This is a genomic window from Roseateles sp. Mitsp63, assembly GCF_059491535.1.
The window spans coordinates 4,661,373-4,686,766 of the sequence record NZ_CP168509.1 but is presented as its reverse complement, the minus strand read 5'-3'; the positions used below and the strand labels follow the sequence as shown (position 1 = coordinate 4,686,766).

At 70.4% G+C, this 25,394-nt stretch carries 6 protein-coding genes and 1 riboswitch; of the genes, 5 read left to right on the top strand and 1 reads right to left on the bottom strand.

What is annotated here, in order from left to right; all coding sequences use genetic code 11:
• Window positions 1-79 precede the first annotated feature (79 nt).
• The 3 genes from ACEN96_RS20280 (at window position 80) to ACEN96_RS20270 (ending at window position 5,502) form a co-directional block, all read left to right on the top strand.
• Window positions 80-1,999, top strand: a complete 1,920-nt coding sequence (locus ACEN96_RS20280; RefSeq protein WP_495584872.1) for a serine/threonine protein kinase — start codon at window positions 80-82, stop codon at window positions 1,997-1,999.
• Window positions 1,996-4,404 (top strand): protein kinase domain-containing protein, encoded by a 2,409-nt coding sequence (locus ACEN96_RS20275; protein WP_495584871.1) that lies wholly within the window; start codon window positions 1,996-1,998, stop codon window positions 4,402-4,404. Before ACEN96_RS20280 ends, ACEN96_RS20275 begins: the two co-directional genes overlap by 4 nt.
• A gap of 201 nt (window positions 4,405-4,605) precedes the next feature.
• Window positions 4,606-5,502, top strand: a complete 897-nt coding sequence (locus tag ACEN96_RS20270; protein WP_495584870.1) for a hypothetical protein — start codon at window positions 4,606-4,608, stop codon at window positions 5,500-5,502.
• Window positions 5,503-5,549: 47 nt separating this feature from the next.
• Here ACEN96_RS20270 and ACEN96_RS20265 read toward each other — a convergent pair whose 3' ends face one another.
• On the bottom strand, window positions 5,550-5,795 hold the full coding sequence (locus ACEN96_RS20265; protein WP_495584869.1) for a hypothetical protein: 246 nt from the start codon (window positions 5,793-5,795) through the stop codon (window positions 5,550-5,552).
• Between the two features lie 264 nt (window positions 5,796-6,059).
• A riboswitch (cyclic di-GMP riboswitch) is annotated at window positions 6,060-6,160 on the top strand.
• Between the two features lie 146 nt (window positions 6,161-6,306).
• Here ACEN96_RS20265 and ACEN96_RS20260 point away from each other — a divergent pair.
• Together ACEN96_RS20260 and ACEN96_RS20255 are read left to right on the top strand one after the other, a co-directional pair.
• Complete coding sequence (locus tag ACEN96_RS20260; RefSeq protein ID WP_495584868.1) at window positions 6,307-8,055, top strand: ShlB/FhaC/HecB family hemolysin secretion/activation protein; 1,749 nt, start codon at window positions 6,307-6,309, stop codon at window positions 8,053-8,055.
• Between the two features lie 76 nt (window positions 8,056-8,131).
• A complete protein-coding gene (locus ACEN96_RS20255) occupies window positions 8,132-25,372 on the top strand; it encodes a two-partner secretion domain-containing protein (RefSeq protein ID WP_495584867.1) in 17,241 nt (5,746 codons plus the stop codon).
• Window positions 25,373-25,394 lie beyond the last annotated feature (22 nt).

The window sequence follows — 25,394 nt, the reverse complement described above, 5'->3', positions numbered from 1 at the left end:
GCGAGGACGCCGGGTTTTCGGTCCAATCCAGGTTACAAAAGGTCCGTGGCCCCGCACCGACGGGTGCTGCACATCGCTCGTGTCTGACAACAACACAAACTCCACCGCCGCCCCGATGCGGCGCTTCGGCCGCTTCGAGCTGCGCGCGCTGCTGCACAAGAGCCTGCGCTCGATGCTGTGGGTGGTGTTCGACCCGGCGTCGGGCCAGGACATGTTCCTGATGATGCCGCGCGAGAAGCCCAACAGCGAGGCGGCGATGCTGCACTGGCTGAAGACCGTCGACGCGGCCTCGCGCATCCATCACCCGAACCTGGCGCACGTGGTCGAGACCGGCCGCGTCGATCCCTGGCCCTATGTCGCCTACGACCGCGCGCTGGGCGAGACGCTCGAGGAGCGCCTGGCCCGCGGCGGCCCGCCGCTGCCGCTGGACGCGGCCGGATGGGCGGCGCAGGCGCTCGAGGGCCTGGCCTTCGCGCACGAGGCCGGCCACGCGCACCGCGACATCCAGCTGGGCCACCTCGTGGTCGACGGCGCCAACCATGTCCGCGTGCTGGGCCTGGAGGTGGCGCAGGAGATCGTGCCCGCGAGCGCCGATTTCAACGCCGCGACCCGCCGCGCGGTGCGCGAGGCGGCCGAGGAGGATGTCGTCAGCGTCGGCCTGGTGCTGCACCGGCTGCTGACCGGCAAGCCGGTGCTGGACGAGCCCGACCTGCAGGCGGTGATGCAGCGCATGCAGCCGCAGGGCCACGAGCTGGTGCGCCTGGGCTGGGAGACCCCTTATCCGATCCCCGAGCCGCTGCGCGCGATCGTCAACCGCGCCAGCGACCGGCAGACGCGCCAGCGCTATCACCTGGCGCGCAGTTTCTGGCGCGCGCTGGACGGCTGGCGCCAGTCGGCCGAGCAGGACGAGGGCGGCCCGATCGCGCTGCTCAAGGACAAGATGCAGCGCTTCGGGCATCTGCCCAGCACCTCGACGCGGCTGGTGACGGCGGTGGCCTCGTCCTCGATGGAATCGCAGCATGGGAGCCAGCTGGCGGCCATGGCGCTCAAGGACATGGCGCTGTCGCTGGAGCTGATCCGGCGCGTCAACAACGCGCTGCGGCAGCAGGGTCCGACCAGCGGCGGCACGGTGCTGAACCTGCAGCGCGCGATCGCGATGCTGGGCCTGAACGGGCTGGAGGACGCGGCCCGCGCGCTCAAGCCCTGGCCGGGCCCGATGAACGACGGCCAGGCGCAGTTCATGCAGAGCGTGATGCGCCGCGTGCAGCGCGCCGGCCAGGTGTCGCAGGCGCTGCGGCCGGCGGGCTATGACGGCGAGGTGGTGTATCTGATCTCGCTGATGCAGAACCTGGGCCGGCTGCTGGTGCAGTACCACTTCCCGGACGACGCGCAGCAGATCCGCCAGTTGCAGGTCGCGCCCGAGGCGACCGAGGACAACCCCAATCCGCGCGGCATGAACGAGCAGTCGGCCGCCTACGCGGTGCTGGGCTGCGACCTGGAGAGCCTGGGCCTGGCGGTGGCCCGGTACTGGGGCCTGGGCGAGGAGCTGCAGCACATGATGCGCCGCCAGCCGCAGGAGGCGCCGGTGCGCCACGCCGACGACGACATCGAGCTGCTGCGCCTGACCTGCAGCCTGGCCAACGAACTGGTCGACGCGCTGGGCACGCCCGAGCGCAAGCGGCAGGCGGCCATCGAGCTGGCGACGCGGCGCTACGCGCGCGCGCTCGGTCTCGGACTGCGCGAGATCTATGACGCGCTCGGCGCCAGCGGCGCGCTCGCCGATGCCGGCGACAGCGGCCTGGGCGCGATGAGCGATCCGTCGATCGGCGTGGCCGCGACGGCGGCGCCGCGCTCGCGGCTGCGCGAACGCGCCGAGTCCGGCGCCGCGGCGGCGCCCGCGGCGGCAGCGTCCCCGGTTGCTCCGGCTTCTTCCGCTGCCGCCTCATCCCAGCCAGGGTGGCCCGCGGGCACGCCCCAGCCCGGCAAGGACCGTTCATGACCGTGATGCCGCCCGCCGTCGGGCGATTCAAGCCGCTGCGCGGCCTGGGCCAGGGCGCTCAGGCGCTGGTGTGGCTGGCGCATGATCCGCGGCTGGACCGCGAGGTCGCGCTGAAGGTGCTGACGCAGGGCACGGACCGCGCCAGCGTCGACGCCTGGCTGCACGAGGCGCGCGCCGTCAGCCGGCTCACGCATCCCAACATCGTGCCGGTCTTCGAGGCCGACATCGAGGCCGGCCAGGCCTACATGGTCTTCGAGTACGTGCCGGGCGGCACGCTGACGGAGCGGCTGCGCCAGCGCGGCCGGCTGCCGGCGCGCGAGGCCGTGACGCTGATGCTGGGCATCCTGGACGGCCTGCACGCCGCGCATCAGGCGGGGGTCGTGCACCGCGACCTCAAGCCGTCCAACATCCTGATCGATTCGAGCGGCCGGCCCAAGGTGATGGACTTCGGCATCGCGGCGCGGCTGCAAAGCGGCGCGCCCGCCGGCGCGGCGCTCAAGCCCAACCGCATCGTCGGCACGCCGGGCTACATCTCGCCGGAGGCCGCGCGCGGCGAGCCGGCCTCGCCGGTGATGGACGTGTTCGCGTCGGCGGTGATGCTCAGCGAGATGCTGTCGGGCCAGCGCCTGAACTACGACCCCGATCCGTGGCGCGCCGTGCGGCGCGCGATGGAGCAGACGCTGGATCCGCCGGCCGACCTCGGCGCCGACAGCGACGACGCGCTGCGCGCCGTGCTGATGCGCGGCCTGTCGCGCGAGGCGGCGCAGCGCTGGTCCGATGCCAAGGCCTTCCACGACGCGCTCGCCGCCTGGCTGCATCCGGCCAGCGAGGCGCCGGAGGCGGGCGAGGGCGGCAATGCCACGCTCGAGTTCCTGCTGCGCCGCATGCGGCATCGCAGCGACTTCCCGGCGATGGCGGACTCGGTGGCGCGCATCCAGCGCATGACGCAGTCCGAGAACGAGAGCCTCACCACGCTGTCCAACGAGATCCTCAAGGACGTGGCGCTGACCCACAAGCTGCTGCGGCTGGTCAACACGGTGCAGTTCAGCCATGCCGGGGGCGGGCACATCAGCACGGTGTCGCGGGCGGTGGCGCTGGTGGGTTTCGGCGGCATCCGCAACCTGGCGCTGTCGCTGGTGCTGCTGGAGCGCATGGAGAACAAGGGTCATGCGCAGCGGCTGAAGGAGGAGTTCCTGCGCGCGCTGATGGCGGGCTCGCTGGCGCGCGAGCTGTGCCTGGTGCCGCGCGAGAACGAGGAGTCCTTCCTCGCGACGATGTTCCAGGGCCTGGGCCGGCTGCTGGCCGAGTTCTACCTGCCCGAGGAGGCGCAGCAGGTGCGCCGCCAGGTGCGGCCCGAGCGCGGCATGGGCGAGCAGGCCGCGCCGCCGGTGAGCGAGGCGGCGGCCTCGGCGCAGGTGCTGGGGCTGAGCTACGAGAACCTGGGCCTGGGCGTGGCGCGGCAGTGGGGCTTTCCGGAGAGCCTGCAGCGCAGCATGCAGCGGCCCGACGGCGACGCGCCGACGCGGCTGGTGGACCACACGACCGACCGGATGCGCTGGCTGGGGCGCGCGAGCAACGATGTGGCCGACGTGATCCTGAACAGCGATCCGGCCGAGGCGCACGGCAAGGTGCGCGCGATGGCGCAGCGCTACGCGCGCGCGCTGGGCGTCGAGCCCAGGGCCTTCGAGGCGGCGGCCGACCAGGCGCGCCAGCGGCTCACGCAGCTGGCGCAGGCGATGGACATCAAGCTGGCGAAGAACTCGCCGGCGCAGCGCCTGCTGGCGCCGCTGACGCCGTCGCCGGAGGACTCGCTGTCGCCGCACCAGCTGCAGGCGACGATGGTGGAGGGGCAGGCGCCCGCCGGCGCGGTCTCGCCGGAGGAGGCGGCCGCGATGCTGGCCGCCGGCATCCAGGACATCACCAACGCGATGGTCGAGAGCTTCAAGCTCAACGAGATCCTGCGCATGATCCTGGAGACCATGTACCGCGGGCTGGGTTTCCGGCGGGTGATCTTCTGCCTGCGCGATCCCAAGACGGAGACGCTCACCGGCCGTTTCGGCCTGGGCGAGGGCGTCGAGGGCGTGGTGCCGATGTTCCGCGTGCCGCTGCGGGTGATGCCGGGCATGGCGGCGGACCTGTTCACGGCGATCTGCAGCAAGGGCGTGGACACGCTGATCGCGGACGCGTCGCAGCCCAAGATCGCCGAGCGGCTGCCGGCGTGGTTCCTGACCGGGGCCAAGGCGCACAGCTTCCTGATCCTGCCGATGGCGCTGCGCGGCGCGCCGTTCGCGATGATCTACGCGGACAAGGCGGATCCGGGCAGCGTGGTGCTCGACGAGAAGCAGCTGTCGCTGCTGCGCACGCTGCGCAACCAGGCCGTGATGGCCTTCAAGCAGGCGAGCTGAGCCGCCGTCAAGCGTTCCATTCCTTGGGGGGTGAACGCCGCCCCACACCCCGCGGCAGCGCGGGCGCATAGCGCGCGCCATCGCCGATTCGCCGCGGGATTGCCAAAAAGTGCCGTCAGGGTTTGTGCGGATGCCGCCAGACTCCGCCCCCTGTGGCGCGGACACATCCGGCAACAAAACTCAGCAATCCAGGGAATCGAGATGAAGTTCGAAGTGAAGAAGGCGTTCATGGTCCTGCCGCTGGTCGCGGCTCTGACGGCATGCGGCGGCGGCGGTGGCGACGGTGGCGCCTCGGCGGACGGCAATGTGAGCGCGGGCGGCAGCACGGGCACGCCCACGACCGGTGGCACCACCGGCGGCACTACCGGCGGCACCACCACCGGCGGCACCACCACCGGGGGAACGACGGGGGGTACGTCGTCCGCGACGGTCACGGCGTTTGCGAAGGGCAGCGCGCCGCGCTACCAGTTCGTCGGCATCTCGCAGCAGACCATCGGCAGCGCGGACACCCTGGAGCAACTGGGCACCGGCGGCGTGGTCACGCTCAATGGCAACACGCTGACCGGCGCCACGCAGGCGGTCGCCGACGTGGCCGGCGACGCGACCTTCGCGCTGGGCCGCTGGAGCAAAGGCACCGCGACGACCTCGAGCGGCAGCGCGTTGCTGGAATCGACGGTGAACAACGCCTACCACTACGTCGTCTACAACGCCTTGGCCGCCTTCCCGGCGAGCGGCAGCTACAGCTGCGACGCCGGCAAGTTCACCTCGCCGAGCCTGGTGAACGGTCCGTCGAGCGTCTACTTCGGCAAGGCCACCGGCACGGCGGCGATCAGCTTCTCGGCCGCCGGTGCGTCGATGGACGTCGCGATCACCGCGACGGCTGGCAGCCAGCAGGGCACGGTCTCGGTCACGGGCCGCCCCTTCAGTTCGCCGACGATGACGGCGATCACCGGCGCCTACTTCGGCAGCGGACAGGGCATGGGCCTGACCATCGGCGATGCCGGCAACGGCAAGGTGCGCATCGTCGCGGGCTTCACGGTATCGGCGGGCACGTCCGACTATCGCGGCGTGGGCACCTTCGTCTGCTCGCCGAACTGAGCGGCGAGCCAACCGGCAAGTCAACCGGCGAGTGAGCGGGGCCGCGCTCAGCGGCGCGGGCCCCAGTGGCCGGGCACCCAGCGGCGGCCGCCGCCGCGGTAGTCCCAGACGCCTTCGAACCAGACGTAGCCGACGACCGGCGGGCCCGCGACATACGCCGGCTCGGCATAGCCGCCTTCATAGCCGGCGTCGTAGGCGCGATAGCGGTGCGCCGGCACGACGACGCATCCGGTCAGCGACGCGATCAGCGGCGCGGCCGCGAGCGCGATCAGCAGGGGACGGATCATTCGCATGAGGGACCTCCAACGGGGGACTGCATGCGCATGAAAACGCGCGCCGGCCCGGCCGCGATGACGGGGCGCGCCGGACATTACCCGGCGGACAAGAAGTAACCGCGCCGTGAGGCCGCCAACGCCCCTTCCACCCCGTTACCGCACACTGTCCCGATCGTCAATCACCCCCCGTCGCGAGGTGCTGGATCTGTGTCCGGCGGATACAGTCATTTACTTCAGTTCGCTCGATTCGCGAGACATCCGTGACGGATGTCACGCCGGGCGAACCTTCCAGGGCAAAACCGGCGCGAGTCGGCGACGCAAAGCCTCCGGTCTCCTGCCGACATCCAACGGATGTCACGGCTCGAGATAGCGGGGTTGCCGGATTGGTCCTCGCCACTCCGTGACGCATTGCCGCCCCTGCCTGTCCGCCCTGGCTGAAAAACAACGCCAGATCAACGGCAGGCCATGGATGCAGAAGAAGTGTGAAAAAGCGGCGCCCGCGCGGCGGCGTCCGGCCATCGGCGCGCCGATGGCAAGCTCGGCCGCGATCGCCGCGGCGCTCCTTGCCGCCGCTCCCGGCGCCTGGGGTCAGGCCTTGCCGCCCGGCACCGTCGACCCCGACGCCCAGCGCCAGCTCCAGCAGCAGCGCGAGGCCCAGCAGCGCCAGTCCCTGGAGCGCGAACCCGACGTGCGCCTGCGCGCCAGCCCCCCGCCGGCCCGCCAGCCCCTGCGCGACGACGAGTCCCCCTGCTTCCCCATCGCCAGCGTCGAGCTGCGCGGCGTCGAGCACCAGCCGCGCATGGCCCGCCAGATCCGCGCCCTCGACGGCCCGCAGGGCGACGATTCGCCGATCGGCCGCTGCCTGGGCGCCACCAGCATCGCCACGCTCGTCACGCGCCTGCAGGACGCGCTGATCGACGAGGGCTTCATCACCACCCGCGTGCTCGCGCCGCCGCAGGACCTGTCCAGCGGCCACCTCGTGCTCACCGTCGTGCCCGGCCGCGTCCACGCCATCCGCCTGCGCGAGGGCACGTCCCCGCTGGTCCGTCTGGCCAACGCGCTGCCCGTTCAACCGGGCGACGTGCTCAACCTGCGCGACATGGAACAGGCCCTCGAGAACCTGCAGCGCATCCCCGGCGCGCAGGCCGACATCCAGGTCGAGCCCGCCCAGGGCACCATCGAACCGGGCTACAGCGACCTGGCCGTCAGCTGGCAGGGCGGCCGCCAGTGGCGCTGGCAGGTGTCGCTGGACGACAGCGGCAGCGAATCCACCGGCCGCTATCCGCTGGCGCTGACCGCCTCGCTGGACCATCCGCTGACGCTCAACGACCTCTTCTACGTCACGCTCAACCGCGATGCCGACTGGCTCTCCCGGCGCGTCGACGCGCGCGAGGGTCCGCACAAGGGCACCGGCGGCCATGTGCTGCATTACTCGCTGCCGTGGGGGCACTCGCTGATCAGCGTCACCTTCAGCCGCAGCGGCTATCGGCAGGTCGTCATCGGCGCCAGCCAGACCTACGTCTATCGCGGCAGCAGCAGCAACGGCGAGCTCAAGCTGACCCGCATGCTGTGGCGCGACGGCCAGTACAAGTTCAGCGGCTTCGTGAAGCTGTTCGGCCGCGGCTCGCGCAACTACATCGACGACACCGAGGTCGAGGTCCAGCGCCGCCGCACCGGCGGCTGGGAGGCCGGCATCAACCTCAAGCGCCAGGCCGGCGGCGTCGGCAGCGAGGCCGAGCTCAGCATGAAGCGCGGCACCGGCGCCTTCCACGCGCTCACCGCGCCGGAAGAAGCCTTTGGCGAAGGCGATTCGCGCGTGCGCCTGCTGCAGGGCAGTTTCAGCCTCAACGGCGCGCTGCCGCTGGGCAGCCGCCAGCTGCAGCTGAGCAGCTCGCTGCGCGGCCAGTTCGCGATGAACCGGCTGACGCCGCAGGACCGCTTCTCCATCGGCGGCCGCTACACGGTGCGCGGCTTCGGCAGCGAGACCTCGCTGTCCGCCGACAACGGCCTGCTCTGGCGCAACGAGGCCGAGCTGCCGCTGACCGCCGCGCAGCAGGCCACGGCGGTGTCGATGTACCTGGGCGTCGATGCCGGCCTGGTCGGCGGCGAGGGCGCGCAGCGCCTGGCCGGCCGCCATCTGACCGGCGGCGTGATCGGCTCGCGCGTGCGGATGAAGGGCCTGTCGCTCGACGTCTTCGCCGGCGCGCCGCTGTGGCAGCCGGCCCGCTTCCCGGCGGCCCGCGTCGTGGCCGGCTTCAACCTGACCTATTCGCTCTGAGTCCGTTTGGCTGACTCCGCGCTGAACCCCATTGACCCCGCCGGCACCGGCCGGCCCTTTCCCCGTTGAGATCGCGATGAACCGTCTTCAGTACCGAATCGTCTTCAACAAGCAACGTGGCCAGTTGATGGCCGTGGCCGAGACCGCCGTGAGCCAGACCAAGGGCGGCTCGAGCGGGGAGAGCGGCGGGCCCGGACGGCGCGCGCTGAACGAAGGCGCGGTGGTGGGGCCGGTGTCGCGCGGCCCGCCGGCATGTCCAGGGCTCCTGGCGCTGGCGGCGGCCTTCGCGATGGGCGCGGCGATCACGCTGACGCCGGACGCGATCGCGCAGGTCAAGGCCGATCCCGCCGCGCCCGCCAGCCAGCAGCCCACGGTGGTCAACAGCGCCAACGGCACGGTGCAGGTCAACATCCAGACGCCCAGCGCGGCGGGGGTCTCGCGCAACACCTACAGCCAGTTCGACGTCGACAAGCGCGGCGTGATCCTGAACAACTCGCGCACGGACGCCAGCACGCAGCTGGGCGGCTACGTGCAGGGCAACCCGTGGCTGGCGCGGGGCAGCGCGCGGGTGATCCTCAACGAGGTCAACAGCAGCGCGCCCAGCCAGCTCAAGGGCTACGTGGAAGTGGCGGGGCAGCGGGCCGAGGTGATCATCGCCAACCCGTCGGGGATCCAGGTCGATGGCGGCGGTTTCATCAACGCCAGCGCCGCGGTGCTGACGACGGGCACGCCGCGCTTCAATGCCGACGGCAGCATCGCCGGATACGGCGTGCAGGGCGGGCTGATCCGCATCGACGGGCAGGGGCTGGACGGCTCGCAGACGGACTACACCGCGCTGCTGGCGCGGGCGGTGGAGCTCAACGCGGGGCTGTGGGCCAAGGACGCGCGGATCCAGACCGGCACGCAGGTGATGACGGTGGAGGGCGCGGCGGCGGGCACCGGCGCTGGGGAAGCGCTGGCGCCCAGTGGCGATCGTCCGCGCTACGCGCTTGACAGCACGGCGCTGGGCGGCATCTACGCGCAGCGCATCACGCTGGTCGGCACCGAAGCGGGCCTGGGCGTGCGCCAGGCCGGGCAGATCGTCGGCGGACAGCTGACGCTGCGCGCCGATGGCTGGCTGGAGAACACCGGCACCGTCTACGCGCAGGAGGCCGATGCCAACGGCACGCCGTCGCTGACGGTGCAGTCGAACACCGGCGTGCGCAACGCGGGATGGCTGGCCTCGCGCGGGAGCGTGGAGGTCAAGGCGCCGCAGCTGAGCGGGGAAGCCGGCAGCGTGACCGTCGCCGGCATGAACTCGGAAGGCGCGGTCGTCCCTGGCGCGGGCAGCCTGGCGCTGACCGCTTCCCAGTCGGCGACCCAGCGGGGTCAACTGCTCGCGGCCGACGGCATCGCGGTGCAGGCGCCGACCATCACCGCCGATGGCGCGCGCCTCGCGAGCAACGGCGCATCGCTGTCCATCGTGGCCGATGCCTTCAGCGGCGTGGGCGCGAGCCTCGAGCAGTACGGCACTGGCGGGCTCACCCTGGACGCGCGCGCGCTCACGCTGACCGGCGCGACGCTGTGGTCCAACGGCGCGCTGTCTGCGCGCTCGACGCAACTCACGCTCGATGGCGCCGATGTCCAGGCGCTGTCGATCTCGCTGAAGGCCGATGACACGCTGAGCCAGCAACGCGCATCGCTGCGCTCGGCCGGCGCCGCGACGCTGAGCGCGGACCGCATCGACAACCGCGACGCGCGCGTCGCCGCCGATGGCGGCGTGACGCTGCAGGCGGGCACCGAGCTGCGCAACGATCGCGGCGAGCTGCACGCCGCCGCGGGTGGCATCGTGATCCGAGGCCAAGCCGACGTGGTCAACACGGCCGGCGCGATCGCGGCGCGTGACGCGATCTCGGTGGAAGCGCGATCGCTCGTGCAAGAGCAGGGCGCGTCCATCGATGGCCAGGACGTCGAACTGAAGCTCCAGGGCGCGCTGCGTCAGGACGCGAGCGCGCGGCTGTCGGCGGGCAACGGCCTGTCCGTCGAGGCGGGAACGATCGCGTCTGATGCCCAGGTGCGCGCGGGCGGCTCGCTGGCCCTCTCCGCGCGCGACGGCGCCGCGCTGGGCGGCTCGGTCTACGGCGGCAACGTGAGCGCCGCGTCCGGCGGCGACCTCAGCGTGAGCGGGCTGCTCGCCGCTCAACGCGACCTGAACGCGAGCGCCGCGCGGCGCCTGCAGACGGGCAGCGCCGCGACCGTCGCGGCCGGCCTCGGCACGGACGGCCGTGTGGGCGCGCAGGGCGCGCTCGCGATGTCGGCGGGCTCCGAACTCTCGCTGCGCGGTCAACTGCTGGCCGTCGACGCGGCATTCGACGCCGCGGGCATCGACCTGGCCGGCGCGCAGCTGCAGGCCTCCAACGCGCTGCGCATCAGCACGGCGAGCGACCTCGTCACGGAAGGCGCGCGGATGAGCGCCGCGTCGCTGACGCTGCAGGCGCGGAACTGGCGCCATGCCGGCGGCCAGCTCGCGATGAGCGGCACCGGCGACTGGACCGTCGCGCTGACGGGCCAGCTCGACAACCGCCAGGGCCAGATCCAGACGAACGCGCGCGGCGTCACGCTGACGGCGCAGGGCGTCGACAACACCGGCGGCCGCATCTCGACCGCCGGCGATGCGCTGACGATGACGGTGCAGTCGCTCGCGAACCAGGGCGGCACGCTGTCGACCAGCGGTGACCTGCGCGTGGATGCGCGCCAGCTCGACAACCGCGACGGCGAACTGAGCGGCCGTGGCGTCGACGTGCGCGGGCAGCAACTCGACAACACGGGCAGTGGCCTGATCGCAGCCTCGCGAGACCTGAGCGTCCGCGCCGATGCGCTGAACAACGCCGGCGTGATCCGCGCGGCGGGCGCGGCGTCGATCGACGCGCAGACGCTGACGCACGGCGGCACCATCGCCGCCGGCGGCGCGCTGGACGTGCATGCCGGCGCCATCGACAGCAGCGGCGCATTCGCCGCGGGACTGAAGGCGGACAACACCGTCGGCACCACGGGCGACCTGACGCTGAAGGCCGATGGCGTGCTCAAGCACGGCGGCGCGACGCTGGCCGGCGGCGCGGTGCGCCTGGAAGGCGCCGAGCTGCAGCTGCAGGGCAGCCGCACGCAGGCCGCGAGCGTGGCCGCGCAGGCGAAGGCGGGCGACCTGCGCCTCGATCGCGCGGCGATGGCCTCGGCTGGCGCGCTCGACCTGGGCGCGACCGGTGCGATCGTCTCCGAGGGCGCGCAGCTCAGCGGCGGTTCGGTGACGCTGACGGCGGCCGACTGGCGCCATGCCGGCGGCGAGCTCTCGCAGACCGACACCGCGGGACGCCTCGCGGCGACGGTGGCAGGCGCCACCGACAACCGCGGCGGCCGCATCACCGCCAATGGCGCAGCGCTGACGCTGTCGGCGCAGCAGCTCGACAACACGGCCGGTCACATCGTCCACGCGGGTTCGGCCACGGGTGAACTGCGCATCGACGCCGGCACGCTGACCGGAGCGCGCGGCGAGATCCTCGGCAATGGCGCGCTGACGCTGACCACGAGCGGCGCCGCCGATCTCAGCCAGGCGCAGACGCAGGGCGATCGCATCACCGTCAACGCCGGCAGCCTGTCGCTGCAGGGCGCGCAACTGGTGGCCAAGGGCGCGGTCGATCTCACCGCCGCGCAGGCGCTCGACAACACGAGCGGCCTGGTGCAGGGCGGCGGCCCGGTGACGCTGCAAGCGGCGACGCTGACCAACCGCGATGGCCAGATCGGCGGCGCGGCGGTCACGCTGCGCGCGGGCGCGATCGACAACGCGGGGCAGGGTCTGGTGACCTCGGGCTCGAGCCTGACGGTGGATGCGGACCGCCTCGACAACGCAGGCCAGCTGCAAGCGACGGGCGACGCCGACGTGACGGCACGCACGGCGCTGACGAACGCCGGCCTCATCACGGCGAAGGGCGATGCGCGCGTGAACGCCGGCGCCTTTGATCACACCGGCACCGTGGCCGCGGGCGGCAACACGCGCGTCACGGCCGGCACGCTGACCAGCAGCGGCAGCTTCGCGGCGGGACTCCAGACCGACAACACCGTCGGCGATCGCGGTGACCTGACGATCACCGCTCAGCAACTGCGTCACGGCGGCACGTCGGTGGCCGGCGGTGCGCTGACGATCAGCGCCGACAGCGCCGCGCTGCAGGGCAGCAAGACGCAGGCCAATGCCGTGTCGCTGCAGGCGCTGGCGGGGAGCCTCGCGCTGGATCAGGCGACGGTCGCGGCGACGCGGCAACTGACGCTGTCCGCTGCCGGCGCGCTGGACGCTGCGGGGTCGACGCTGAGCGGCGGCTCGGTCTCGATCATGGCCACCGACTGGCACAACGCGGGCGGCACGCTCGCGCAGACCGACGCGGCGGGCGCGATGCGCGCCGACGTGGCGGGTCAACTCGACAACCAGGGCGGCCGCATCGGCGCGAACGCCCGATCGGCCACGCTGAACGCGGGCCAGCTGGACAACCGCGGCGGCGCGATCACGCATGCCGGGGCGGGCACGCTGACGATCGCGGCGGCCTCGCTGTCGGGCGCGGACGGCCGCGTCGCGAGCACCGGTGATCTCGCGCTGACCGTGAGCGGCGCGGCGACGCTGGACCGCGCGCAGACGCAGGGGCGGACCATCGCGCTCGACGCGGGCAGCCTCAGCCATCGCGATGGCCAGTTGCTCAGCCAGGGCGATGCCTCGGTGCGCGTGAGCGGCGCGCTGGACAACGCCGGCAGCTTCTACGCGCAAGGCGCGATGACGGTGACGGCGGGCGGCGCGCTGACGCACAGCGGCTTGATCGCGGCGCAAGGCGACCTGACGGTGCGCGCGGACAGCATCGCCAGCAGCGGCGCCTTCGCGGCCGGCATGAAGCCGGACACCACGCCGGCGGCGCAAGGCGAGCTGACGCTGTCCGCGACGCAGGCGCTGCAGCACTCGGGCACGGCGCAGGCGGTGGGCCGCGCGACGCTGGAGGGCGCGTCGCTGCTGCTGCAGGACAGCCAGACCACGGCCGCTTCGGTCGCGCTGAACGCGCGCGGCGGCGAGCTTCGATTGGATCGCGCGCTGCTGTCGGTGCGCGACCTGCTCGATCTGCGCAGCAGCGGCACGCTGAACACCGAGGGCTCGCGCATGAGCGGCGCGAGCGTCGCCGTCACCGCGGTTGACTGGCGCAATGCCGGCGGCCAGATCGGCCAAACGGACGTCGCCGGGCAGTTCACCGCGACGCTGAGCGGCCTCCTGGACAACCAGGGCGGGCGCATCGCGGGCAATGGCACGGCGCTGACGCTGTCGGCGGACCGGATCGAGAATGGCGCGGGTCAGATCATTCATGCGGGCGCGACGGGCGGCACGCTGCGGCTGGACGCGGCGACGCTGAATGGCATCAACAGCACGATCGCCGGCAACGGCGCGCTGGCGCTGAACATCGCGGGCGACGCGGACCTGAGCGGCGCGACGGCGCAAGGCGATCGCGTGACGGTCAACGCGGCCAATCTGAAGCTGCGCGGTGGCGAACTGCTCGCGCAGAGCTCGGCGGCCTTGACCGTCGGTGGTGGGCTCGACAACACCGGCGGCCTGATCCACGGCGCGAGCAGCCTGACGATCGACGCCGGCACGCTGACCAACCGCGATGGCCAGCTCGGCGCCGTCGACGTGACGCTGAAGGGCGGCACGGTCGACAACGCGGGCCTGGGCCTGATCGCGGCGCGCGGCAAGCTGTCGGCGGACGTGGCGAGCCTGAGCAATGCGGGCTCGATGCAGGCGGGTTCCGACCTCGACCTGCGCGCGAGCGGCTCGCTGCAGAACAGCGGCACGGTCCGCGCGCAAGGCGACGGTCATCTGAAGGCGGATGCGCTGATCAACACCGGCACCGTGACGGCGCAAGGCGCGCTGACCGCGGAAGCGCGCGACATCGCCAGCAGCGGCGCATTCGCTGCTGGCCTGAATGCCGACAACACGCTCGCCACGCGCGGCGACCTGACGCTGACCGCGAGCGGGCAACTGCAGCAGAGCGGTACGGCGCTCGCGGGCGGCGCGCTGACGATGAGCGGCGCCGGACTCGCGCTGCAGGACAGCCGCGTGCAGGCGCAGCGCGTGACGATGACGGCGCTGGCCGGCGACGCGCGCCTGGACCGCGCGACGGTGGCCGGCGGCGAGCGCCTGACGCTGTCCGCGGCCAACGCGCTGGACACCTCCGGCGCGACGCTGGGCGCGGGCTCGGTGTCGATCACGGCGACCGACTGGCGCAACGCCGGCGGCGATCTCGCGCAGAGCGCGGCGAATGGCGAGCTGCGCGTCTCGGTGGCGCAGTCGCTGATCAACCAGGGCGGCTCGATCGCGGCCAACGCGGCTGACGTGACGCTCGGCGCGGCGCGCATCGACAACCGTCAGGGCACGCTGCTGCATGCCGGCACCGGCACGCTGACGCTGAACGCGCAGCAGCTCGACGGCACCGGCGGCGAGATCCTGGGCAAGGGCGCGCTGGCGATCCAGACGCAGGGCACGCTGACGCTGGACGGCGCGCTGACGCAGGCGCGCGACGTCGCGGTGACGGCGGGCAGCCTCAGTCATCGCGACGGCAAGCTGCTGAGCCAGACCGGCGCGGCCTTCACCGTCGGCGGCGCGATGGACAACACGCGCGGCCTGATCCAGGCGAGCGAGGACCTGCGCATGGTCGCGGCCTCGCTGGACAACACGGATGGGCAGCTCGGCGGCCGCGCCGTCGATCTGACGACGACGGGCCGCCTGGTCAACGGCGGCCAGGGCCTGATCGCCTCGGTGCAGGCGCTGACGATCGCGGCAGGCCAGCTCGACAACGCCGGCAGTCTGCAATCGCAGGCGGCGATGGACCTGATGGTGCACGGCGCCTTCGGCAATACCGGCAGCGCGTATGCGCGCGGCCCGCTGACGATCACCGCCGATGGCGCGCTGACCAACGGCGGCATGCTGGCGGCGCAGGGCGCGCTGTCGGTCCAGGCGGCGAGCATCGCGAGCAGCGGCGGCTTCGTCGCCGGCCTCAAGCCGGACAACACGCTTGGCGCGCTGGGCGATCTGACGCTGCGCGCGAGCGGCACGCTGCAGCAGAGCGGCCAGACCGTCGCCGCGGGCGCGATGACGCTGTCGGGCACCACGCTGCAACTGCAGGACGCGAAGCTGCAGGCGCAGCGCGCGGACCTGGCGGCCAGCACCGGCGACCTGCGCCTGAACCGCGCGACGCTGGCGTCGTCGGGGGCGCTGACGATGTCGGCGGCCGGCGCGCTGGACACCGGCGCGGCCTCGGTCTCGGGCGACACGCTGTCGGTGACGGCGCAGCGCTGGTCCAACGTCGATGGCGTGATCACGCAGACCGGCCAGGCCGGCGCGCTGAGCGCGACGCTGCAGGGCGCGCTGGACAACACGCGCGGCGAGATCGCTGCGGCCGGCCGCACGCTGACGGTGAACGCGGGCTCCATCGACAACACGCGCGGCCGTCTGGTGCATGCGGGCGCGGAGACGCTGAGCCTCACGACCGGCACGCTGAGCGGCGTGAACGGCGAGATCCTCGGCGCGCATGCGGTGATGCTGACGGCGACGGGCGCGGTCGATCTGAGCCAGGCGAAGACGCAGGGCGGGACGGTGACGCTGCAGGCCGACAGCCTGCGCCATCAAGGCGGCCAGTTGCTGAGCGGCGGCGATGCGCAACTGCGCGTCGCTGGCGCGCTCGACAACACCGGCGGTGCCATGGGCGCGGGCGGCGACCTGCGCGCGCAGGCGGCCTCGCTGGACAACACCGGCGGCCAACTCGGCGCTCGCGCCGTCGACCTGACGCTCGGCACGCTGACCAATGGCGCGCAAGGTCTGATCAACGCGCAGACCGCGCTGACGATCGGCGCGAGCCAGGTGACGAACGCCGGCTCGCTGCAATCGGGCGCGGACACGCGGCTGACGGCGACCGGCGCGCTGACCAACAGCGGCAACGTCTACGCGCAAGGCAACGCGACGGTGAACGCGGGCCAGACGCTCACCAACAACGGCCTGATCGGCGCGCAGGGCGCGCTGACCGTCGACGCGCCCGCGCTGGCTGGCGCCGGCACGCTGGCCGCGGGCCTGCGGCCGGACAACTCGCTCGGCGCTCAGGGCGATCTGACGGTTCGCACGACGGGCACGCTGCAATCGGCTGGCGCGATGCTGGCCGCGGGCGCGATGACGCTGCGCGGCGGCGATCTGCAACTGCAGGACGGGCGTCTGCAGGCGGCGTCGATCTCGATGACCTCGACGGGCGCGTCGGGCCTCGGCGCGCTGCGTCTGGACCGCGCGATCGTCGCCAGCGCCGGTGACCTGATGCTCGCGAGCGCGGGTCTGCTGTCGACCGACGCGGCGACGCTGAGCGGCGCCAACGTCGGCATCACGGCGGCGGACTGGCGCAACGTCGGCGGTTCGCTGACGCAGACCGGCGCGGCCGGCGCGCTGACCGCGACGATCAACAACCAGCTCCTCAACACCGACGGCCGCATCCAGGCGGCCGGCACCGGCCTGCGTCTGCAGGCGCAGGCGATGGACAACGTGCGCGGCACGCTGATGGCGGCGGGCAGCGGTCCGCTGACGGTCACGACGGGCACGCTGGATGGCAGCTCGGGCCAGATCCTGGGCAACGGCGCGGTGACGATCGCCGCGACCGGCGCGGTGACGCTGGTCAGCGCGCAGACGCAGGGCGCGGGGGTGACGGTGTCGGGCAGCAGCCTGGACAACCGCGGCGGCAACCTCGTCAGCAATGGCGCGGCGCTGCTCAACCTCACCGGCGGCATCGACAACCGCGGCGGCACGGTGGCCAGCGCGGGCGCGCTCGACGTGCGTGGCGCCAGCCTGCTCAACGGCGGCAATGGCCTGATGCAGAGCGACTCGACGCTGCAAGCCACGATAGTCGGCACGCTCGACAACCAGGGCGGCCGCCTGCGCAGCGGCGCGGCGATGACGCTGAACGCGGGCAATGTCGACAACCGCGGCGGCTGGGCTGGCAGCGACGGCACGCTGAGCGTGACGACCGGCGGCGCGCTGCAGAACGCGGGCGGCTCGCTGCTCGCGCAGCAGGGCGTGTCGCTGAGCGCGGCGACGCTGGGCAACCAGCAGGGCCGGATCTCCAGCCTGCAAGGCGGCGTGACGCTGCGCGCGCAAGGCGCCATCGACAACACGGCCGGCGCGATCCAGGCCGGGCAGACGGCGGATCTGGGCTCGGCGGCGCTGATCAACGCGCGGGGCGAGGTCTCGGGCGCGGCGGTCGTGATCGACGCGCGCGGGCAGACGCTGGACAACAGCGGCGGCCGGCTGATCGCGGCGCAGTCGCTGACGGTGGACAGCGGCACGCTGGAGAACCGCGGCGGCCTGCTGCAATCGGGTGGCGGGCTGTCGGTGCAGACGCATGGCGCGGCGCTCAACAACACGCGCGACGGATCGGTGACGACGCCCACGGGCATCCGCGCGCAGGGCGCGATGACGCTGGGCGCCGGCACGCTGACCAACGAGCAGGGCATCAGCGCCGGCACGTCGGCGCAGGTGAACGTGGGCCAGCTGGTGAACCGTTCGGAGCTGTCGGCCTCGGCGCTGACGGTGTCGGTGGGCGGCACGCTGGACAACCAGGGCGGGCGGCTGATTGGCGCGCAGACGCTGGACGCGTCGGCGCAGCAGGTGCTCAACCAGGGCGGTCTGATCTACGGCGGCACCGCGCTGAACCTCACGGCCGCGGGCCGCATCGACAACACGAGCACGGGCGGGGCGGCGCAGGGCATCCAGGGCGGCGCGGTGAACGTGCGGGCGCAGCAGCTGGACAACATCGGCGGCCAGGTGCTGGCCGGCGGCGGGCTTGGGCTGACGATCACGCAGTCGCTCAACAACGCGGGCGGGGCGCTGGGCGCGTCGGGGACGCAGACGATCGGGGATGGGGCGTCGGTGTCGGCGCTGTCGCTGAACAACGCGGGCGGGCGCATCTGGTCGGGCAGCGCGATGGGGCTGAACCTGCGCGAGCTCGCCGGGGGCGTGGGCGGGCAGATCAGCAGCGGCGCGGGCATGAGCGTCAAGCTCGTGGGCGACTTCGTGTACGGCGCGGGCAGCCAGTTCCAGTCGGCGGGCGACATGGTGCTGGACGTGTCGGGCAACTTCGCCAACCAGGGCACGCTGCGCAGCGGCGGGGTGCTGTCGATCTCGGCACAGAACATCGACAACGCGGCCAGCGGCGAGCTCAGCGGCGTGAACACGCTGCTGAGCGCGGCGGGGCAGATCACCAACCGCGGGCTCATCGATGGCGATGGGGTGATGCTGACGTCGGACCGGCTGGTCAACGTGGGCACGGGCCGGATCTACGGCGGGGACGTGGTCATCGATGGGGGCGCGCTGGTCAATGGCGCGGAGGGCGGCGTGGCGGCGGTGATCGCGGGGCGGCGCTCGGTGGATGCGCAGCTCACGCGCGAGGTGTCCAACACGGACGGGGCGCTGATCTTCGCGGACGGGGACCTGCGGCTCGCGGCCGCGAGCCTGCTCAACGAGAACGCCACCATCGAGGCCAGCCGCGCGCTGGCGCTGCAGATGACGGGCGGGATCGTGAACCGGACGGTGCTCGCGGGCGTGGGCACGGGGCAGGGCGCGGGGCAGGGGGAACTGGTCGCCAAGGCCTTCATCCGCTCGGGCGGGGACATGGCGATCTCCGGCGACACGCTGCTCAACAGCGGCGCCACGATCGAGGGGCGCAGCAATCTGACGCTGACGGCCAATCGCATCGACAACGTCAATCCGTATCTGATGTGGGGCCAGTACTCGAGCGGCGGCGGCACGGAAGGCACGCTGATGATCCAGTACAAGGAAGGCAAGAACGCCGATATCAACGACACGGAGATTGACCTCAACGGCCGCACGGAGCAGCAGGCACTGGCCGACTTCGAGCGCTCGTATCCGAACCGGATCATCGTTTCCCACACCTCGACCGCGGTGGACGGCGAGGCGGGCTCGCCGGTGACGCAGTCGATGGCGGCCAAGATCATCGTGGGTGGCACCTTGAGCATTGGCGCCGGCACGATCAACAACGACATGAGCCAGGTGGTCGGGATGACCGGCGTGGCGATCACGGGCGGGCAGGTCACCAACGTGCCGCACACGGTGACGGCCACGGACGCGCAAGGCGTGGCGCACACGGTGAATCTGTCGCTGGGAGACAGCGCGGTGACGGCCGGTCCGGTTGGCCAGGCACCGGGCGGACGCCAACAAGCGGGTGCCGTGAGCACTGGAGGCGGCGCCTCTGCACAGCAGGCGCAAGGCGGTGCGTCCGCCAATGCGAGCGGTGGGGCCGGCACGGGCGGCTTGGTCAGCCGTCTGGTGAGCCAGGTTCAGCAGGGCAATGCCGCGCAGACCAATGCGCAAGGCAACGCGCAGGTGCGAGTGGGCAGTGCGATCGCGTCGAAGGCGGTGGCCACGGGCAATGGCGCCGCGGGCGCCGGCGCGTTGCAGGCAACTCAGCGCAGCGGCGCGACTGCGACCGAGCGCGCCATTGCCGCCGCGCAGGCCGGCGACGCCGGCGCGCAGGTGCAATCGACGATCGGCCACGAGCGCGATGGCGACGCGGTGCAGACGGGCTCGGCCCAGGACCTGCAAGGCGCGCGCGTGAGCACGCAGTTCCGCGATGGGCAGGCGATCGAGGCGGCGCAAGGCAACGGCACCACGCAGCAAGTGCAGGGCACGGCCCGCACCGGGCTCGTCGGCCTGCTGCAGCGGGCCCATGCCGCGGCAGCCGCTCGGGTCGACGCCTCCGCGCAGGCCGACAAGGCCACGGCGCAGATCGGCACGGTGACGACGCAGGCGGGATCGACGGATCAGCCCGGCGCGGCACCGAGCGTCCAGCCGGTGCGCTCAGGCGGCATCTTCAATGGCAAGCCGCTGGCGCTGAGCACGAGGCTCAACCTCACGCTTCCGTCCAACAGCCTGTTCAAGACGCATAGCGAGCCGGGGAGCAAGTACCTCGTCGAGACGGATCCCCGTTTCGCCAACTACCGCGACTGGCTCTCCAGCGACTTCCTGCTGCAGCAGATGGCGCTGGATCCCACCGTGACGCAGAAGCGGCTGGGTGACGGCTTCTACGAGCAACGCCTGGTGCGCGAGCAGATCGGTCAGCTCACGGGAACCGGCTATCTGTCGGGCTACGCGGACGACGAGTCGATGTACCGCGCGCTGCTCACCAACGGCGCGACCTTCGCCAAGGCGCATCAGCTGGTGCCGGGCATCGCGCTGACCGCCGAGCAGATGACGCAGCTCACGAGCGACCTCGTGTGGCTAGTGGAGCAGGAGGTGACGCTGGCTGACGGCACCGTGCAGCGCGTGCTGGTGCCGCAGGTGTACCTGGTGCCTCGCGAAGGGGATCTGTTGCCCAGTGGCTCGCTGATTGCCGGCGGCCGGGTGGAGATGGCCCTCACGGGCAACTTCGACAACGGCGGCAGCGTGCGCGGCGGAGCGGTGAACATCCAGGCGCAGAACATCTCCAACACCGGGGACATGCGTGCCACGACGCTGGCGCTGACAGCGCGCGAGGATCTGCGCAACATCGGCGGGCAGCTCGCGGCCACGGGCGACATGAGCCTGCAGGCCGGGCGCGACATCGTGATGGAGAGCACCACGGCCAGCGGCGCAAAGATCAAGGGCAATGTGGCCACGCGGGCGACGGTGCTGGATCAGGTGGCGTCGCTCACGGCGGGCGGCGTGATGGTCGTGCAAGCCGGGCGTGATGCGCAGTTGCAGGCCGTGCAGATCACGCAGGGCGGGGCGGATGGCGCGGGCAAGGACGGCGGCGTGATGGTGGCCGCTGGCCGCGACCTGACGCTCAGCACGGTGCAGACCTCGAGCTCGCGAGAGCAGATCTGGAACGCCACCAACTACAAGAAGGAGCACCAGAGCCAGGACGTCGGCACGGAGATCAAGGCCGAGGGCGCGATCGTGCTCAAGGCCGGTCAGGACCTGAGCGCCACGGCAGCGCAGATCGCCAGCGCGCAAGGGGCGGTGACGCTGAGCGCAGGACGCGATGTGGAGCTGCTCGCCGGCGAGGCCAACAAGGTCGTCGAAGAGATGACCCAGAAGACCAAGCGGAGCCTGTTCAAGAAGAAGACCGTCACGACGTACAACAAGACGGACACGACCACGGCCATTGGCACGACCGTCTCGGGCGACGAGGTCAACATCGTGGCGGGCCGGGACATCAATCTCGAAGCCGCTCAAGCCATCTCGGACAACGGGACCAAGCTCATCGCCGATCGCGACATCACCATCGACGGCGTCACCAACACGGTGAACTCGGAGCAGTTCAAGAAGACGGTGAAGTCGGGCCTCTTCGGCGGCGGTGGCATTGGCATCACCATCGGCAAGCAGGCGGTGTCGCAGGCGACCAAGACCACGGAAGAGACCAACCAAGGCTCCACCGTGGCCAGCGTGAACGGCGACGTGGACATCCTGGCCGGCGGCAAGTACCGCCAGATGGGCTCGGAAGTTCAAGCGCCCAAGGGCGACGTGTCCATCCAGGCCAAGTCCATCGACATCCTCGAAGCGCGCAACCAGTCGGCGCAGGACACGGAGACGAAGTTCAAGCAGAGCGGGCTCTCGGTGTCGCTGAGCGCGCCGGGGGTGGATGCTGCGCTCGGCGCCATCAAGGCCGCCGAGCACGTCACGCAGACGCAGGACGACCGCATGAAGGCGCTGGCCGCGGCCACGGCGATCTCCAAGGCCAAGCAGGCGATTGAGGAGATCAAGAAGTTCAACGACATGGCCAAGGCGGAGCAGGAGCAGAGCATCCGCATCAGCATCTCGGTGGGCAGCCAGCAGAGCAAGAGCACGCAGCACAACGAGTCCAACCAGGCTGCGGGCAGCTCGGTCCTCGCCGACGGCAAGCTGAGCCTCGTCGCCACCGGTGGAGGCCAGGACTCCAACGTCACGGTGCAGGGCAGCTCGCTGGCGGGTCAGGACGTGCTCATCAAGGCGGACAACAAGATCAACCTGCTGGCCGCGCAGAACTCCAGCGAGCAGCACAGCAAGGACTCGAGCAGCAGCGCGTCCATCGGGGTGGGCATCTCGTTGGGCAAGGAGAACCGGCTGGGCTTCACGGCCAGCGCCAGCGTGTCCAAGGGCAACGCGGACGGCAAGGACACGAACTACTCGACGACGCAAGTCACGGGCGGCAGCTCGGTGACGCTGCAGTCGGGTGGGGACACGACGCTCGGCGGCGCGGTGGTGACGGCGCCCAAGGTGGTGGCCGACATCGGCGGCAACCTCAAGATCGAGAGCCTGCAGGACACGGCCAAGTTCGACTCCAAGAGCCAGAGCATGGGCGGCAGCGTGACCGTCGGGTATGGAGCGGGCGGCAATGCCAACTTCAGCCAGTCCAAGGTCAACGCGGACTACGCGGCGGTGGGGGAGCAGGCGGGCATTCGCGCAGGCGATGGTGGCTTCCAGGTGAACGTGAAGGGCAACACCGACCTCAAGGGCGGCGCCATCACGAGCAGCCAGGGGGCGATCGACGCGGGCAAGAACAGCTTCAGCACCGGCACGCTGACCAGCAGCGACATCGACAACCGCAGCCAGTACAGCGCGAGCGCCGTGACGGTGAGCGCGGGCACGAGCGGCGGCATGGCCGGTGCGTACAAGGACAGCGGGGACGAGCGCAGCACGACCAGGAGCACGATCAGCGCGGGCAGCACGACGATCACGAGTGGTGATGCGGCGAGCCAGGCGGCGCTGGAGAAGCTGGACCGCGGCGCGACGAACGATGCGACGGCGGGGAAGCTGGCGAAGGGCTGGGATGGGCAGAAGCTGGCGCAGCAGGCGAAGGTGAATGCGCAGATCGTGGCGGACTTCGGGGCGCAGGCGGCGAAGGAGGTCGCCAACTATGCGGGCGACAAGGTCAAGGACCTTCGTAATCAGGCCCTCGGCGCGGAGAAGGCCGGAGATAAGGAAGCTGCGAAGGCTCTGACGAAAGAAGCTGACAAGTGGGATGAGGGTGGTGACTACCGTGCTGCGATGCACGCCGTGATTGGTGCAATCACTGGAGACTTGGGCGGAGCGCTGGGTGCCGGAGCAAGCTCCAAGGCAGCAAAGCAGTTGAACGACCTCGAGGCCGCAGTGAAGGACAAGCTTTCGGAAGCTGGCTTTGGTTCGACCGACGGTAAGAATGACTGGGCGACTGCCTTGTCGAAGCTGGCGACCGGTGCTTTGGCAACCGGCTTGGGAGCAGCCGCTGGCGGAGGCTTGGATGGCGCCGCCGCAGGTCTCAATCAGGACTACAACAACCGCCAACTGCACCAAGTACAGGTCGACGCGTTGCGCAAATTGGCGAAGCAGCAGGCGGGCCAGTCCGGGATGTCTGAAGGACAGTGGTATGCCTTGCTGCTCGCGAGGACTTGTTCCACACAGAACTGCGATGCAGGCCAGTATGGTGATCCCAACTATCAGCAGTACGTTCAACTGCAAAAGCAGGGCGAGTCGATGATCGCTGGCCCGCTGACGCGAGAACTTGATAGCTTGATCGCGAACGCGAAGCTGGCCGATGGAAAACCGCTGGTGGCACCCTATGGCGCTATGGAGGCGTTTGACGACAAGAGCGCGAGAGTGACTGATTCGGTCAAGTCATGGGTCGCCGAACAAGGAAAGAAGGGCAACGAGAGGTGGGGGAATGCAGTTGGGTCCACGTATGGCGTGATCAGAGTGGCTGGTAACGCCGTCAAGGACGGTCTGGTGACAGCGGTGGATCTCGCTGGCTACTCGGAAAGCATCCTCGCGGATTCGAGAAACGGAGTCGCCGGGAAGGATCTCGGTAAGGGTTATGAAGCGGTCGGTCCTCTGGTGGACAGCCTGCAGAAGGACTCCGGAACGACCTATGTGAAAACGATGGTGGAGGGCGTCAAAGCGATGCCTGGCCGAGTCGTCGGCACGATCGAGCGCAACGACGCGGTCGACTTCGGCTCCGCAGCTTTCGAGGTCTACATGCTTGGCAAGTCGGCCGTGGAATTGAAGAACGGCGTCACCGAGGCACTGCGGAAACCAGCGGTTGAAGAGTTCTCACTCGACTTGCCGAACGCGAAGACTGATACCTCTCCGCCAAAGGCATCTTCGTCGGAAGAGCCGGCTGTGGGGGGGAGCAAACCCACAGGGCAGCAGTCGGGGTCGACGAGGGGCGTGGAACCGAATGAGGTGCCATCGACCCTCAACGGGGAGAGCAAACCAACGGAAACCAAGGCGGCTCCGGATGCAGCTGAACGTGATCCTTCAACGCCGGTTTGCGCCGCGCCGCCGGCATGCTTTGTCGCGGGCACGATGGTGCACACGGCCACTGGACCTAAGGCAATTGAGACGTTCGTGGGCGGTGAACAGGTGCTGGCACGAAACGAAGTCACCGGCGAACTCGGATATCGCCCAGTTCTCGGAACGAAGCGCACGGATTCAGTAGAAGTTTTCGAGATTCGTCTCCAAGACAGTCTCGGTCAATTCGAGGCTCTTCACGCATCTGCAGAACATCCATTCTGGGTAACGAACAGAATCGGAGAGGCCGGCTGGATTAGGGCCGCTGATCTTTCTCCGGATGCTGAGTTGCTGGATCAGAGCGGTGGGCGTATTCAAGTTCTGTCGGTGGCGGCCCTGGGTCAACGAGAAGTCGTATTTAACATTGAGGTGCAGGAACTCCACACATACCACGTGGGTAAGCTGGCAGTATGGGTTCATAATGCCAATTGCTGTAACGTTGGGGGCGGTGATCCGGCATGGTCCGGGAAAGATCTTAGGGCCCCACCAGCCGAGGTGACCTTCAATGAAAAGGTTGGAGTGACAGAAATTTCTACGAAGGCCACGAATGTTGAGCGACAGGAGCTTCTTAAGGCGGAGACCGAGAAAAAAATAAATAATGGAGAAGGCGCAGCCGCTGCTCAATTAGAAGACGTCTTGGGTCCGATGCAAAGGTATAAAGGCGCCCCCACTTTTGGAAATAAATCCCCGGATTTCGAAATTACGTCCGGCTCACGGGCTGGTCAAACGGTCGAAATGATGTTCACTGGTGGGGACGGCCTAGCGGAAGTTGTGGGGATAAATAAATTCTTTGAAAAGAATCTTACCGTTTCATCGAAGCCAGATGGAATACCGCCGCTTCAGGAGCAAATCATCAATCATGTAAAAAAGGCCGATGTGCTTGTTCTTGATACCAGGTTCCTCACTCCGGCAAATACAACTCTGCTGGAGAACTTTGTCAGCACTTTGTCCCCGGCTTCTAAAGCAAAGATCATTATTCTCAAATGAGGAAGTGAAATGGGTGGATTAA

What these genes read in the sequence shown, in the direction of transcription:
- ACEN96_RS20265 (WP_495584869.1), bottom strand. Translation starts at nt 5,795, where the DNA reads ATGCGAATGATCCGTCCCCTGCTGATCGCGCTCGCGGCCGCGCCGCTG.
- ACEN96_RS20275 (WP_495584871.1), top strand. Translation starts at nt 1,996, where the DNA reads ATGACCGTGATGCCGCCCGCCGTCGGGCGATTCAAGCCGCTGCGCGGC.
- ACEN96_RS20255 (WP_495584867.1), top strand. Translation starts at nt 8,132, where the DNA reads ATGAACCGTCTTCAGTACCGAATCGTCTTCAACAAGCAACGTGGCCAG.
- ACEN96_RS20260 (WP_495584868.1), top strand. Translation starts at nt 6,307, where the DNA reads ATGGCAAGCTCGGCCGCGATCGCCGCGGCGCTCCTTGCCGCCGCTCCC.
- ACEN96_RS20270 (WP_495584870.1), top strand. Translation starts at nt 4,606, where the DNA reads ATGAAGTTCGAAGTGAAGAAGGCGTTCATGGTCCTGCCGCTGGTCGCG.